General features: G+C 60.4%; 18 protein-coding genes. All 18 read left to right on the top strand.

Translation table 11 applies throughout. The annotated features are described in order from the left end of the window. Positions 1–25: 25 nt before the first annotated feature. On the top strand, positions 26–1,492 hold the full coding sequence (locus Q7T10_RS19845; RefSeq protein WP_304751487.1) for a glutamate synthase subunit beta: 1,467 nt from the start codon (positions 26–28) through the stop codon (positions 1,490–1,492). Positions 1,493–1,591: 99 nt separating this feature from the next. Continuing rightward, entirely contained in the window at positions 1,592–2,446 is an 855-nt protein-coding gene (locus Q7T10_RS19840) for an ABC transporter ATP-binding protein (RefSeq protein WP_304751486.1), read from the top strand. Then, on the top strand, positions 2,443–3,225 hold the full coding sequence (gene mlaE, locus Q7T10_RS19835; protein WP_304751485.1) for a lipid asymmetry maintenance ABC transporter permease subunit MlaE: 783 nt from the start codon (positions 2,443–2,445) through the stop codon (positions 3,223–3,225). Before Q7T10_RS19840 ends, mlaE begins: the two co-directional genes overlap by 4 nt. 11 nt (positions 3,226–3,236) lie before the next feature. Beyond that, positions 3,237–3,725, top strand: coding sequence for an outer membrane lipid asymmetry maintenance protein MlaD (mlaD, locus tag Q7T10_RS19830; protein ID WP_304751483.1), 489 nt, complete (start codon positions 3,237–3,239; stop codon positions 3,723–3,725). Next, positions 3,722–4,555 carry a VacJ family lipoprotein gene (locus Q7T10_RS19825; protein ID WP_370653803.1) on the top strand — a complete coding sequence of 278 codons (834 nt, stop codon included), beginning with the start codon at positions 3,722–3,724 and terminating at the stop codon, positions 4,553–4,555. Before mlaD ends, Q7T10_RS19825 begins: the two co-directional genes overlap by 4 nt. Further along, positions 4,552–5,196, top strand: a complete 645-nt coding sequence (locus Q7T10_RS19820; protein WP_304751481.1) for a phospholipid-binding protein MlaC — start codon at positions 4,552–4,554, stop codon at positions 5,194–5,196. Before Q7T10_RS19825 ends, Q7T10_RS19820 begins: the two co-directional genes overlap by 4 nt. 2 nt (positions 5,197–5,198) lie before the next feature. Continuing rightward, positions 5,199–5,486, top strand: a complete 288-nt coding sequence (locus Q7T10_RS19815; RefSeq protein WP_304751478.1) for a lipid asymmetry maintenance protein MlaB — start codon at positions 5,199–5,201, stop codon at positions 5,484–5,486. A gap of 9 nt (positions 5,487–5,495) precedes the next feature. Further along, entirely contained in the window at positions 5,496–6,434 is a 939-nt protein-coding gene (locus tag Q7T10_RS19810; protein ID WP_304751476.1) for an ABC transporter ATP-binding protein, read from the top strand. Then, positions 6,431–7,186: an ABC transporter permease gene (locus Q7T10_RS19805; protein WP_304751474.1), complete on the top strand. Its 756-nt coding sequence runs from the start codon at positions 6,431–6,433 to the stop codon at positions 7,184–7,186. Before Q7T10_RS19810 ends, Q7T10_RS19805 begins: the two co-directional genes overlap by 4 nt. A gap of 30 nt (positions 7,187–7,216) precedes the next feature. Then, positions 7,217–7,459: a BolA family protein gene (locus Q7T10_RS19800; protein ID WP_304751472.1), complete on the top strand. Its 243-nt coding sequence runs from the start codon at positions 7,217–7,219 to the stop codon at positions 7,457–7,459. Between the two features lie 4 nt (positions 7,460–7,463). After that, positions 7,464–8,729 carry a UDP-N-acetylglucosamine 1-carboxyvinyltransferase gene (murA, locus tag Q7T10_RS19795; protein ID WP_304751470.1) on the top strand — a complete coding sequence of 422 codons (1,266 nt, stop codon included), beginning with the start codon at positions 7,464–7,466 and terminating at the stop codon, positions 8,727–8,729. Beyond that, positions 8,726–9,364: an ATP phosphoribosyltransferase gene (gene hisG, locus Q7T10_RS19790; RefSeq protein ID WP_304751468.1), complete on the top strand. Its 639-nt coding sequence runs from the start codon at positions 8,726–8,728 to the stop codon at positions 9,362–9,364. The genes murA and hisG overlap by 4 nt, the downstream gene beginning before the upstream one ends. 28 nt (positions 9,365–9,392) lie before the next feature. Beyond that, positions 9,393–10,736, top strand: a complete 1,344-nt coding sequence (hisD, locus tag Q7T10_RS19785) for a histidinol dehydrogenase (RefSeq protein WP_304751466.1) — start codon at positions 9,393–9,395, stop codon at positions 10,734–10,736. 146 nt (positions 10,737–10,882) lie between these two features. Further along, positions 10,883–11,938: a histidinol-phosphate transaminase gene (gene hisC / locus Q7T10_RS19780; RefSeq protein WP_304751556.1), complete on the top strand. Its 1,056-nt coding sequence runs from the start codon at positions 10,883–10,885 to the stop codon at positions 11,936–11,938. After that, complete coding sequence (gene hisB / locus Q7T10_RS19775) at positions 11,935–12,555, top strand: imidazoleglycerol-phosphate dehydratase HisB (RefSeq protein ID WP_304751464.1); 621 nt, start codon at positions 11,935–11,937, stop codon at positions 12,553–12,555. Before hisC ends, hisB begins: the two co-directional genes overlap by 4 nt. Positions 12,556–12,606: 51 nt before the next feature. Continuing rightward, entirely contained in the window at positions 12,607–13,302 is a 696-nt protein-coding gene (hisH, locus tag Q7T10_RS19770) for an imidazole glycerol phosphate synthase subunit HisH (RefSeq protein ID WP_304751462.1), read from the top strand. Positions 13,303–13,359: 57 nt separating this feature from the next. Further along, positions 13,360–14,100: a 1-(5-phosphoribosyl)-5-[(5-phosphoribosylamino)methylideneamino]imidazole-4-carboxamide isomerase gene (gene hisA / locus Q7T10_RS19765; RefSeq protein WP_304751460.1), complete on the top strand. Its 741-nt coding sequence runs from the start codon at positions 13,360–13,362 to the stop codon at positions 14,098–14,100. A 129-nt stretch (positions 14,101–14,229) separates the two neighbouring features. Next, on the top strand, positions 14,230–14,646 hold a 417-nt coding region (hisF, locus tag Q7T10_RS19760), incomplete at its 3' end, for an imidazole glycerol phosphate synthase subunit HisF (RefSeq protein WP_304751458.1).

Genomic DNA, 14,646 nt, shown 5'->3' with positions numbered 1-14,646 from the left:
GCATCAGCGTATAAGGACAGGAATCATGGGAAAAGTCACTGGCTTCATGGAGTTTGAGCGCATCGAGGAGGGCTACAAGCCCGTCCCGGCGCGCCTGAAGAATTACAAAGAGTTTGTCGTCGGCCTGGACGAGGCCCAGGCTAAGGTGCAGGCAGCGCGCTGCATGGACTGCGGCACACCGTTCTGCAACAACGGCTGCCCGGTCAATAACATCATTCCCGACTTCAACGACCTCGTGTACCGCGGCGACTGGAAAAACGCCATTGAGGTGCTGCACAGCACCAACAATTTCCCCGAGTTCACAGGCCGTATCTGTCCCGCTCCGTGTGAGGCGGCTTGCACGCTGAACGTGAATGACGACGCGGTGGGCATCAAGTCCATCGAACACGCCATCATTGATCGTGCCTGGGCGGAGGGTTGGGTTGCTCCCCGCCCGGCCAAACACAAGACCGGCAAGAAGGTCGCGGTAGTAGGCTCCGGCCCGGCTGGCATGGCGGCTGCGCAACAGCTGGCACGCGTCGGCCATGACGTCACCCTGTTCGAGAAAAACGACCGGGTGGGCGGTTTGCTGCGTTATGGCATTCCGGATTTCAAGATGGAAAAGTCGCACATCGACCGCCGCATCGAGCAGATGCAGCAAGAAGGCGTCACGATCCGCACCGGCGTGCTGGTGGGTGAATTGCCCAAAGGCTCCAAAGTCACCAATTGGGCCAAGGAGACCATTTCTGCCGCCCAGCTGCAAAAGGACTTTGATGCGGTCGTGCTGACCGGCGGCGCCGAGCAGTCGCGCGACCTGTCGGTGCCCGGGCGCGACCTGGACGGCATTCATTTCGCCATGGAATTCCTGCCGCAGCAGAACAAGGTCAATGCTGGTGACAAGCTTAAAGCGCAATTGCGTGCCGACGGCAAGGATGTCATCGTCATTGGCGGTGGCGATACAGGCTCGGACTGCGTAGGCACCAGCAATCGCCACGGCGCGGCCAGTGTTACCCAGTTTGAAGTGATGCCCCAGCCACCCGTCGAGGAAAACCGCCCCATGACCTGGCCCTATTGGCCGCTCAAGCTGCGCACCAGCTCCAGCCATGAAGAGGGGTGTGAGCGCGAGTTCGCCATTTCCACCAAGGAATTCATTGGTGAAAAGGGCAAAGTCACCGGCCTCAAGACCGTGCACATCGAGTTCAAGGATGGCAAGATGGTCGAGATTGCCGGCACCGAGAAGACCTACAAGGCTGACCTGGTCCTGCTTGCCATGGGTTTTGTGAACCCTGTGGCGACCGTGTTGGAGGCATTTGGCATCGACAAGGATGCCCGCGGGAATGCCAAAGCGACGACTGAATTCACGGGTGGTTATGCCACCAACGTGCCCAAGGTCTTTGCCGCCGGCGATATCCGCCGTGGCCAGAGCCTTGTGGTGTGGGCCATCCGCGAAGGTCGCCAGGCCGCGCGCTCGGTGGATGAATTTCTGATGGGATTCAGCGATCTGCCCCGTTGAGATGTTCTTCCCGCTGGCTACTGCGTGTGTTGCGCCAGTCTGAGGTCGGGTAATCCCGTATGATCCAAGGGCCGGGCATACCCCGGCCTTTCTTTTAATATGGCCGCTTCATCCACTGCAGAATCTCTTGTCGAACTCCGCAACCTGACCTTTGGTTACGGTGAGCGGGTGATTCTGGACGACATTTCGCTGTCTGTGCCGCGTGGCAAGGTCACCGCCCTCATGGGGGCGTCTGGTGGCGGCAAGACCACCATTTTGAGGCTGATCGGCGGACAAAACAAGGCGCAGTCAGGGCAATTGCTGTTCGACGGGCAGGACGTCACCCCCATGGACCAGACCCAGATCTACGCCGCGCGTCGCCGTATGGGCATGCTGTTTCAGTTTGGCGCGCTGTTTGCGGATTTGTCGGTGTTTGAGAACGTGGCGTTTCCGCTGCGCGAGCACACCGATTTGCCCGAAGCCCTGATTCGGGACATCGTCCTGATGAAGTTGAATGCAGTGGGCTTGCGTGGGGCTCGCGATTTGATGCCCAGCGAGGTGTCGGGTGGCATGGCCCGACGCATTGCATTGGCGCGAGCCATCGCACTGGACCCTGAATTGGTGATGTATGACGAGCCGTTTTCCGGACTTGATCCGATTTCCCTTGGTACGGCGGCGCGCCTGATCCGCCAACTGAATGATTCCATGGGGTTGACCAGCATTTTTGTCTCCCATGAGCTGGAGCAGACGTTTGCGATTTCTGATCATGTGATCATTCTGGCCAATGGAAAAATTGCGACCCAGGGCACCCCCGAACAGGTCCGACAAAGTACCGACCCGCTGGTATACCAGTACGTGAATGCCTTGTCCGACGGTCCGGTGCGGTTTCACTATCCGGGCCCTTCTTTCGAGGAAGACTTGGGTTTGGGCTCCGCCGCGGTGCAACGCCCCTCAAGAAGTGGAGCCAGGTCATGAGCTGGTACAAACCAGGCGATGTCGGGTTTGCCGCTCGCCGTCAATTGGCCGATCTGGGGCAGGGTGCCCGTCTTTTCATTCGTCTGCTGGCGTCGCTGGGTGGCAGCTTGAAACGTTTCGGCCTGATCCGCGACCAGATTCATTTTTTGGGCAACTACTCACTGGTCATCATCGGGGTGTCCGGCTTATTCGTCGGCTTTGTCTTTGGCTTGCAGGGGTACTACACTTTGCAGCGCTTTGGCGCATCCGAGTCATTGGGCCTGCTGGTGACGCTCACGCTGGTCAGGGAACTGGGGCCGGTGGTGACCGCCCTGTTGTTTGCCGGTCGGGCGGGAACCTCCCTGACGGCTGAGATCGGCCTCATGAAGGCGGGCGAGCAGATCAGCGTCATGGAAATGATGGCGGTCGACCCGGTGAAACGAATTCTGGCGCCCCGGTTTTGGGCCGGCGTCATCACGATGCCCGTGCTGGCAGCTGTCTTCAGTGCCATGGGCATCATTGGCGGCTGGGTGGTGGGCGTGCTCATGATTGGCGTTGATGCGGGTTCGTTCTGGAGTCAAATCCAGGGTGGCGTCGACGTTTGGCAAGACGTCGGTAACGGCATCATCAAAAGCATCGTCTTTGGTTTTACCGTGACCTTTGTCGCGCTGTTGCAGGGCTTTGAAGCCCAACCCACGCCTGAAGGCGTGGCCAGCGCGACCACCCGTACCGTGGTGGTCGCGTCCCTGTCGGTTCTTGGTCTGGATTTCATCCTGACTGCCATGATGTTTACTATTTGAGGGAGAGTGTTGTGCAACGCTCGAAGAATGATGTGTGGGTTGGCATTTTTGTACTGATTGGTGCGCTGGCCATCCTGTTCCTGGCCCTGCAGTCAGCCAATTTGCTGAACCTGAATTTCCAGCCGACCTATCGAATCAACGCCAAATTCGACAATGTTGGCGGGCTCAAGCCCAAGGCCGCAGTGCGAAGTGCGGGTGTGGTGGTGGGGCGGGTAGAGCGGATCGTCTTTGATGACAAGTCCTTTCAGGCTCAGGTCACTCTGGCCATGGAGAGCCGCTATGTGTTTCCCAAGGATAGTTCCCTGAAGATATTGACCAGCGGCATGCTGGGTGAGCAGTATCTGGGGCTTGAGGCCGGTGCTGATGAAAAGGTACTGGTGGCGGGCGATACCATTTCCAGTACCCAATCGGCCGTGGTGCTGGAGAACCTGATTGGTCAGTTCCTGTACAGCAAGACCGCCGACTCGGCCTCTGCCAATGGGAGCAAGGCCAAGAAATGATGGTCAATCTGAGTATGTACCGCATGGGTGGTTCGGGCGCCGGTGGCGTCCGGTGGATCGGCGCGCTGCTGGTTTTTTTCCTGCTGGGTGGCTGTGCAACCGGGCCTAACGCCAATCCGGGCGACCCGCTTGAACCGTTCAATCGTGGGGTTTATCGGTTCAACGATGCGCTCGACAAGGCAGTCCTCAAGCCCGTTGCCACGGCGTATCGGGACGTCCTGCCGGGGCCGGTGCGCCGGGGCGTCGGCAATTTTTTTGGCAATCTGGAAGATGCTTGGTCGTTTGTGAACAATGCCTTGCAGTTGAAGGGGCAAGCGGCAGCAGAAAGTCTGGTTCGTTTTGGCGTCAATACATTCCTCGGCCTGGGCGGCATTCTTGACGTGGCGAGCGAGATGAACATCGACAAACACACCAAGGATTTCGGGCACACGCTGGGTTATTGGGGCGTTGCGCCGGGCCCTTATCTCGTGCTTCCCTTGCTTGGGCCTTCGACCTTGCGCGACACCGTGGCTCTGCCTGTTGACATGATGGGCGATATTGTCTCCAACATCGAGCACGTTCCGACCCGCAACACCGCGAAAGCGGTGAGAGTCGTTGACAACCGGGCCGGTTTGCTCAGAGTCACCGGCCTGCTGGAGGAGGCTGCGCTGGACAAATACTCGTTCACGCGCGATGCCTTTCTTCAGAGCCGCCGCAGTTCGATTTTCGATGGCAACCCGCCAGAGGAAGAGAGTCTGGATGCTGTGCCGTCGCAACAGGATCTGGCCCGACCACGGGCTGAAACGTTAAACAATTCCGGAGTTTCCGGAGAAGAGAGGGCAAAGCCATGAATCGTCGTTTATTGAGTCACCTTTTTGTCGGGCTTGCTTTGAGCGCATCAAGCCTGCTGGCCCTGCCAGTGAGTGCCGCAGATGAAGCGCCAGATGTCCTGATCAAACGCTTGTCGACAGACGTGCTGGACAGCATCAAGGCGGACAAGACCATCCAGAGTGGGGATGTGTCGCAGATTGTTGTGCTGGTGGACAACAAGATCATGCCAAACGTCAATTTCCCGCGCATGACGGCATCCGCGGTCGGACCGGCCTGGCGGCAAGCTACACCGGAGCAGAAGAAACGCTTGCAGGACGAGTTCAAGATATTGCTGGTGCGTACCTATGCGGGCGCGCTGACGCAGGTCAGTGATCAGGTCATTGTCGTCAAGCCCTTGCGTGCGGCTGCAGAAGACAAAGAAGTGGTGGTTCGTACCGAGGTCAAAGGAAGGGGCGACCCCATTCAACTGGATTACAAGCTGGAAAAAACGCCTGGTGAGGGCGCCGGCTGGAAAATCTATAACCTGAACGTGTTGGGTGTGTGGCTGGTTGAAACCTACCGCAGCCAGTTTGCCCAGGAAATCAATGCCAAGGGCCTCAATGGCTTGATCACCACCCTGGTGGACCGCAACAAGGCCAACGCCAGCGCCAAGAAGGGTTGATTGTGCTGGTCTTGCCAAATGAGCTGACGCAATCCCAAGCCACCGCATGCCTGCGCATGCTGGTACAGGGCTTGCGCGCCCAATCGGGTCCGGACGTGGTGGTTGACGCCACGGCACTGAGCCGATTCGATTCGGCGGCGCTGGCGGTTCTGCTGGAGTTCCGGCGCGAGACCCTGGCTGTGGGCAAGCGTTTTTCCATCCGCGGCTTGCCCGCCCGCCTGGGTGATCTGGCCAGTCTGTACGGCATTGATGAGTTGTTGCCCGCCACGCCGTTGACACCCATAAAATAGCGGACTCCCATGCCCGCAATTTCTTTCCAGTCCGTCTCCAAGGTCTATCCTTCCCCACGCGGACCCAAAGGCAGCACTTTTCTTGCGCTCGACCGCGTCAGCCTTGACATTGAAGAGGGTGAATTTTTCGGTCTGCTGGGTCCCAATGGCGCCGGCAAGACCACCATGATCAGCATTTTGGCCGGTCTCTCACGGGCCAATTCAGGCAAAGTGTCGGTGCTGGGTCATGATGTGCACCTTGACTATGCCCTCGCGCGCCGTAGTCTGGGGGTCGTTCCGCAAGAGCTGGTGTTTGACCCGTTTTTCAACGTGCGGGAAGCGCTGCGTTTTCAGTCGGGCTACTTTGGCATCAAGAACAACGATCCCTGGATCGATGAGTTGCTCGACAGCCTGGGCCTGACCGACAAGGCGGGCGCCAACATGCGTCAGCTGTCAGGCGGCATGAAGCGGCGCGTATTGGTGGCGCAGGCGCTGGTGCACAAGCCGCCCGTGATCGTGCTGGATGAGCCCACTGCCGGTGTCGACGTGGAGTTGCGCCAGACTTTGTGGCAATTCATTGCCAAGCTCAACAAGCAGGGGCACACGGTCTTGTTGACCACCCACTACCTGGAGGAGGCGGAAGCCTTGTGCGGCCGTATTGCCATGCTCAAGTCGGGCCGGATCGTGGCCCTGGACCACACCAGCGAACTGTTGAAGGCGGCCTCCAGCAACGTGCTCCGTTTCAAGGTCGACGGCCAGCTGCCCAAGGTGTTGGCGGACAAGGCCAGAATTACCGGGCGAATTGTTCAGTTCCCCGCGCACGATGCCCTGGAAATTGAACAGTACCTGGCCGCAGTGCGCGAAGCGGGCCTGGTGGCGCACGATGTGGAGATACGCAAGGCCGATCTGGAAGATGTCTTTCTGGACGTGATGAAGAAACATGAATTGGCCGCGGAGTTTGCAGCATGACGGGCTGGCAAACCCTGTTGTACAAGGAAGTGCTGCGCTTCTGGAAGGTGGCCTTTCAGACCGTTGCGGGTCCGGTGCTGACCGCGATGCTGTATCTGCTGATCTTCGGGCACGCCCTGGAAGCCCATGTCAAGGTCTACGACAAGGTCAGCTATACCGCTTTTCTGGTGCCGGGTCTGGCCATGATGAGCCTGCTGCAAAACGCATTTGCCAACAGCTCGTCGTCATTGATCATGAGCAAAGTCATGGGCAACCTCGTGTTTCTGATGCTGACGCCACTCTCGTACATGAACTGGTTTGTGGCGTATGTGGGGGCGGCCGTGATTCGGGGTCTGGTCGTTGGCTTGGGCGTGTTTGCGGTTTCCGCCCTGTTTACCGATGTCAGTTTTGCGGCGCCGCTGTGGATAGCAGCTTTTGCCGTGATGGGCGCCGCGCTGATGGGCACCCTGGGTCTGATCGCCGGCTTGTGGGCCGAGAAGTTTGATCAACTGGCCGCCTTTCAAAATTTTGTCGTCATGCCCATGACCTTTTTGAGTGGCGTTTTCTATTCCATTCATTCACTGCCAGCGTTCTGGCAGAACGTGAGCCATCTCAACCCGTTTTTTTACATGATTGACGGTTTTCGCTACGGATTTTTCGGCGTGAGCGATGTGTCGCCGTGGTTGAGCCTGTGCGTGGTGGGTGTCGCGCTGGCTGTGGTGAGCGTGATTGCGATGTACCTGCTTCGCACAGGCTACAAGATTCGCGGTTGAATTGTTTTTTTTACTTTTTGGATTGTTGACATGACTGCAGACCAGATCAAAAACATGATTGCGGCTGGCATCAAATGCGAGCACATCGAGCTTGAGGGCGACGGCCGCCACTGGTATGCCACGATCGTTTCCGCCGAATTTGAAGGCCGGCGCGCGATCCAGCGGCATCAGCAGGTGTACGCCACGCTGGGCACGAAGATGCAGAACGACGAGGTGCATGCCCTGTCGATGAAGACTTTCACGCCGGCCGAGTGGGCCGCGCAGCAGGCCTGACCGTATGGATAAATTACTGATTCGCGGCGGCCGGCAGTTGCACGGGGATGTTTTCATCTCTGGTGCCAAGAACGCTGCTTTGCCAGAGTTGTGTGCCTGTCTGCTGACGGCGGAGCCGGTGACCCTGAGCAACGTGCCACGCTTGCAGGATGTGTCCACCATGCTCAAGCTGATTCGCAACATGGGTGTCGGTGTTGAGCGCAGCGATGACGGTGTCGTCACCGTGAACGCCGGGTCGCTGAGCTCGCCGGAAGCGCCCTATGAGCTGGTCAAGACCATGCGCGCTTCGGTGTTGGCGCTGGGTCCCCTGCTGGCGCGTTTTGGCGAGGCCACGGTGTCCTTGCCGGGCGGCTGCGCCATTGGTTCACGGCCGGTGGACCAGCACATCAAGGGCATGACCGCCATGGGTGCCGAGATTGTGGTCGAGCATGGCTACATGATCGCCAGATTGCCCAAGGGCTGGACACGCCTGAAAGGTGCACGGATTGCGACTGACATGGTCACTGTCACCGGCACTGAAAACTTCCTGATGGCCGCATGCCTGGCCGAAGGCGAGACCATTCTGGAGAATGCGGCGCAGGAGCCCGAGATTCCTGATTTGGCCGAAATGCTGATCAAGATGGGGGCGAAGATTGAAGGGCACGGCACCAGCCGCATTCGCATCCAGGGGGTCGAGAAGCTGCATGGCTGTGCGCACCAGGTGGTGGCTGACCGGATCGAGACGGGCACCTTCCTCTGTGCGGTGGCCGCGACCGGTGGCGATGTGCTGCTGCGGCATGGCCGGGCAGAGCACCTGGAAGCCGTGGTGGAAAAGTTGCGCGATGCCGGGGCCACAGTCACGCCGGTGGACGGTGGCATCCGGGTCCAGTCCCAGGGCCGCCTCAAGGCGCAGAGTTTTCGCACCACCGAGTACCCGGGTTTCCCGACCGACATGCAGGCGCAGTTCATGGCGCTCAATTGCATTTCGCATGGCACGGCCAAGGTGACCGAGACCATTTTCGAGAACCGTTTCATGCACGTGAATGAAATGGTGCGCCTGGGTGCCAACATCCAGATTGATGGCAAGGTGGCGGTGGTGGAAGGTGTCGAAAAGCTCTCGGGCGCCACGGTGATGGCCACCGATCTGCGTGCTTCTGCCAGTCTGGTGATTGCTGGCCTGGTGGCCGCTGGTGAAACCGTGGTGGACCGCATCTACCATCTGGACCGGGGTTACGACCAGATGGAAGCCAAGCTGCGTGGCCTGGGTGCCGATATTGAGAGAGTGAAATGATCACACTGGCTTTGTCCAAAGGGCGGATTTTCGAAGAGACCTTGCCCCTGCTGCGGGCTGCTGGCATTGAGGTGCTGGAAGATCCTGAAAAATCGCGCAAGCTCATCCTCGCGACCAATCAGCCCGATGTGCGCGTGCTGGTGGTGCGCGCCACCGATGTGCCGACCTACGTGCAATACGGCGGTGCGGACTTGGGCATCACCGGCAAAGACACACTGCTGGAGCATGGCAGCGATGGTCTTTACCAGCCGCTGGATCTGCAGATTGCCAAGTGCCGCATCAGCGTGGCGGTGCGCGCCGATTTTGACTACGCGTCTGCCGTGAAGCAGGGCTCGCGTCTGAAGGTGGCCACCAAGTACGTGGCAATTGCCCGCGAATTTTTCGCCGCCAAGGGCGTGCACGTGGACTTGATCAAGCTTTACGGCAGCATGGAGCTGGCGCCCCTGGTCGGGCTGGCGGATGCGATTGTCGATCTGGTCTCTACCGGCAATACGCTCAAGGCCAACCATCTGGTCGAGGTCGAGCACATCATGGACATCAGCTCGCGGCTGGTGGTCAACCAGGCGGCGCTCAAGTTGAAACAGGCGCCGATTCGCAAGATCATCGATGCCTTTGCCTCCGCCGTTGCCAAATAACCCAGGCCATTTATCTTATTAGATTGCTATGACTTTTATAGCTACTCCCGCCCATCTATCCACGGCTGACAGCACATTTGATGCTGACTTCAAGGCGCGCCTGCATTGGTCGGCCGATGCCGATGCCGCGATCGAGCAGCGGGTGGCCGATATTCTGGCGGATGTGCAGCAGCGCGGTGATGCGGCGGTGCTGGAGTACACCGCGCGTTTTGATGGTCTGCAAGCCGCGACGGTGGCCGGGCTGGAACTGACACAGGCCGAACTGAAGGCCGCCTTCGAGGCGATTCCTGCTGCCCAGCGTGATGCCCTGCAAGCGGCCGCACAGCGGGTGCGCAGCTACCATGAAGCGCAGAAAAAGGCCAGCGGTGAAAGCTGGAGCTACCGCGACGAGGACGGCACCTTGCTGGGCCAGAAAGTCACGCCGCTGGACCGCGTCGGCATCTATGTGCCCGGTGGCAAAGCGGCCTATCCCTCCTCGGTGTTGATGAACGCCATCCCCGCGCATGTGGCGGGTGTGGGTGAAATCATCATGGTGGTGCCCACGCCGAAGGGCGAGAAGAACCCGCTGGTGCTGGCTGCCGCCTATGCAGCGGGTGTCACCCGCGCATTCACCATCGGAGGGGCGCAGGCCGTGGCAGCCCTGGCTTACGGCACGCAAACCATTCCTGCGGTGCACAAGATCACTGGCCCCGGCAATGCCTATGTGGCCGCCGCCAAGCGCCGTGTCTTCGGCACCGTCGGCATCGACATGATTGCCGGGCCGAGCGAGATTCTGGTGCTGGCGGACGGCAGCACGCCGCCCGATTGGGTGGCGATGGACCTGTTCAGCCAGGCCGAGCACGACGAGTTGGCGCAGAGCATTCTGCTGTGTCCTGACGCGGCCTACATCGCGCAGGTGCAGGACGCCATCAACCGCCTGCTGCCCGCCATGCCGCGGGCAGAGATCATCGCCAAGTCGCTCAATGGCCGCGGCGCCTTGATTCATACCCGCAGCATGGAAGAGGCCTGCGACATCAGCAACCGCATTGCGCCGGAGCACCTGGAGGTGTCCAGCCGTGACCCGCACCGCTGGGAGCCGCTGCTCAAGCATGCGGGCGCCATTTTTCTGGGCGCCTACACCAGTGAATCGCTGGGCGACTACTGTGCCGGCCCCAACCACGTGCTGCCGACCAGCGGCACGGCACGCTTTTCCAGCCCCCTGGGTGTGTACGATTTCCAGAAGCGCTCCAGCCTGATCGAGGTGAGCGAAGCGGGCGCCCAGACGCTGGGCCGCATCGCCGCTGAGCTGGCCTACGGCGAAGGCCTGCAGGCGCATGCCCGCGCGGCCGAGTTGCGCCTGGCGTCTGTACCCCCGATGCGGGTGACGAAATGAAAAATGCTGGACACGAAGCGACAAGTGCGAATGCGGGCATGAGCGCCGCCGGGCTGCCCCAAGGCGCGAAGGCTCCCTCGGGGGGCAGCGCAGTACGCGAAGCGACAAGCGTGGGGGCGAGCATCTTTCGTCAGGACGTGCAGTCCATGCACGCCTATGCCATCCAGGACTCGGCGGGCATGGTCAAACTCGACGCCATGGAGAACCCGCATCGTTTGCCGCCCGCATTGCAGGTCGCGTTGGGGCAACGTCTGGGCGCGCTCGCGCTGAACCGCTACCCCGATGGCCGTGTCAATGACCTGCGCCACGCGCTGGCCGCTTATGCCGGTATGCCCGAGGGCTTTGACATCATGCTGGGCAATGGCTCGGATGAACTGATCAGCCTGCTGGCGCTGGCTTGCGCCGTGCCGCCGGGCGCGGAGAATGGCTTCAGACGCGCCGGCGTGCTGGCGCCGGTGCCCGGCTTTGTGATGTATGCCATGAGCGCGCAGTTGCAGGGGCTTGGCTTTCATGGCGTGCCGCTCACGGCCGATTTCGAGCTGGACGAGCCTGCCATGCTGGCCGCCATCGCGCAGCACCAGCCCGCCATCACCTATCTGGCCTACCCGAACAATCCCACCGCCAATCTGTGGGACGACGCGGTGATCGAGAAGATCATCCTGGCCGTGGGCGCGCAGGGCGGCCTGGTCGTGATGGACGAGGCCTACCAGCCGTTTTCCAGCAAAAGCTACATCGACAGGCTGGCGCGCCACAGCCATGTGCTGCTGATGCGCACCCTGAGCAAATTCGGTCTGGCGGGTGTGCGGCTCGGGTACATGATGGGGCCGCAGGCGCTGATCGCCGAGATCGACAAGGTGCGCCCGCCCTACAACATCAGCGTGCTGAACTGCGAGTGCGCCCTGTTTGCGCTTGAGCATCATGAGGTTTTTGCGGCCCAGGCCCTTGAGATACGTGCGCAGCGTGCTATGCTTTTAGAAGCGTTGGCGCTTTTGCCCGGCGTGCGGGTCTATCCCAGCGATGCCAACATGATTCTGCTGCGGGTGCCTGACGCGCAAAAAACTTTTGAAGGCATGCGGATGCGCAAGGTACTGGTCAAGAACGTTTCTAAAATGCACCCACTGCTGGCCAACTGCCTGCGCCTGACCGTCGGCACCGCCGACGAGAACCGGCTCATGCTCGCGGCCCTTCGAGAATCACTATGACGACCTCCACCATCACATCCATCCCGGCGCCACGCACGGCTGAAGTGTCCCGCAACACGGCCGAGACAAAAATCACGGTCAAACTTAACCTGGACGGCACGGGCCAGGCCCGGCTGCACACGGGCATTGGCTTTTTTGATCACATGCTGGACCAGATCGCGCGCCACGGCATGATCGACCTGGACATTCAGGCGGATGGGGACCTGCACATTGATGGTCACCACACGGTGGAAGACGTGGGCATTGCATTCGGCCAGGCCGTGCACAAGGCCGTGGGCGATAAAAAAGGCATTCGCCGCTATGGTCACGCCTATGTCCCGCTGGACGAGGCGCTCTCCCGCGTCGTCATTGACCTGTCCGGCCGCCCCGGCCTGATCATGAACGTGCCCTTCAAGAGCGGCATCATCGGCACCTTCGACAGCCAGCTGGCGCATGAATTTTTTCAGGGCTTTGTGAACCATGCCTTTGTCACGCTGCACATCGACAACCTGCGCGGCGAGAACGCCCACCACCAGGCCGAGACCGTGTTCAAGGCTTTCGCCCGGGCCCTGCGCGCGGCGCTGGAGTTTGATGCGCGCGCCCTGGGCACCATTCCATCGACCAAGGGGTCTTTGTAGGTTTCTATGCCATATAGGCCTCTAGCCCCCGTCGGTATTGCGTAAGTAGCTATGAATTTGATAGTAAGTGGTGGACGTGAGAAAACCGTGGCTGTGGTCGATTACGGTATGGGCAACCTGCGTTCGGTGTCGCAGGCGGTGCAGGCCGCGGCGGCCGGCACCGGCTACCGGGTGGTGATTACGGCCAACCCGGACGAAGTGCGGGCCTGCGAGCGCGTGGTGCTGCCCGGTCAGGGCGCCATGCCGGACTGCATGCGTGAATTGCGTGAGTCGGGTCTGCAAGCGTCGGTGCTGGAAGCGGCGGCCAGCAAACCCCTGTTTGGCGTCTGTGTGGGCATGCAAATGCTGCTGGACCACAGTGCCGAGGGCCCGGTGGGTGTTGGCACCCCTGGATTAGGCCTGATTCATGGCGAAGTGCTCAAGTTCGAGCTTGCCGGCCAGTTGCAGCCCGACGGTAGCCGCTACAAAGTGCCGCAAATGGGCTGGAACCAGGTTTACCGCAACAACCACGGCGGTGCACCGCACCCGGTCTGGGGTGACGTGCCGGATGGCAGCTACTTCTACTTTGTGCACAGTTTTTACGCCCGGCCATCAGATGCACGCCACAGCGTCGGCGAGACCGACTATGGCAGCCGCTTCAGCTCGGCGATTGCCCGCGACAATATTTTTGCGACCCAGTTCCACCCTGAAAAAAGTGCCGAACACGGTCTGTCTCTCTATCGGAACTTCCTTCACTGGAACCCCTGATAATCCTGCTCATCCCGAGCCCGTTGAAACCATCCTTCCTCTCCAACCTTAAGCATCATGCTTTTAATCCCCGCAATTGACTTAAAAGATGGCCACTGCGTTCGCCTCAAACAAGGCGACATGGACCAATCCACCACCTTTGGCGAAGATCCAGCCGTGATGGCCCGCACCTGGGTTTCCAAAGGCGCGCGACGCCTGCATCTGGTGGACCTGAATGGCGCGTTTGCCGGTCACCCGAAAAACGAGCTGGCCATTCGCAAGATTCTCAAAGAGGTTGGCAACGAGGTCGACGTGCAGCTCGGCGGCGGCATCCGCGATCTGGACACGATCGAGCGCTACCTGGATGCCGGTCTGCGTTACGTGATCATTGGCACGGCAGCGGTGAAGAACCCTGGTTTTCTGCAGGACGCCTGCACCGCCTTTGGCGGCCACATCATCGTGGGCCTGGATGCCCGGGACGGCAAAGTGGCCACCGACGGCTGGAGCAAGCTCACCCGTCATGACGTGGTGGACCTGGGCAAGAAGTTTGAAGACTACGGTGTGGAGTCCATCATCTACACCGATATCGGACGGGACGGCATGCTCAGCGGCATCAACATTGACGCCACCGTCAGGCTGGCGCAGGCGCTGACGATTCCTGTCATCGCCTCGGGCGGGCTGTCCAACATGGCCGATATTGAAGCGCTGTGCGAGGTGGAGGAAGAGGGCGTTCATGGCGTGATCTGCGGCCGCTCCATCTACAGTGGCGATCTCGACTTTGAAGCGGCGCAGACGCGCGCCGATGAACTCAACGGATGACCGCGATGGTGAACTCTGGGGCAGCATTTTCAAGCAGGGGCCGCGGAACCGGCTTTGCCGGGCCGCAGGCGCAGCGGCCCCCTCGGGGGGCAGCGCAGCACACGAAGTGGCAAGCGTGGGGGCTCATCCATGCTAGCTAAACGCATCATTCCCTGCCTTGACGTGACCGGCGGCCGTGTCGTCAAGGGCGTTAATTTCACCGAACTGCGCGATGCTGGCGACCCGGTTGAAATTGCCGCGCGCTACAACGATCAGGGTGCCGATGAGCTGACGTTTCTTGACATCACCGCCACCAGCGACGAGCGTGATTTGATATTGCACATCATTGAAGCGGTGGCGTCCCAGGTGTTCATTCCGCTCACCGTCGGCGGCGGGGTGCGCACGGTCGAGGACGTGCGCCGCCTGCTCAATGCCGGGGCGGACAAAACCAGTTTCAACTCGGCGGCACTGGCTAATCCGCAGGTGATTGAAGACGCGTCGGCCAAGTACGGCGCGCAGTGCATCGTGGTGGCGATAGACGCCAAGCGCCGCAGCGCAGAAGACGCC

The organism is Rhodoferax sp., from assembly GCF_030646845.1.
Classification (GTDB): domain Bacteria; phylum Pseudomonadota; class Gammaproteobacteria; order Burkholderiales; family Burkholderiaceae_C; genus Rhodoferax.
This window is presented reverse-complemented; position numbering and strand designations above follow the sequence as displayed.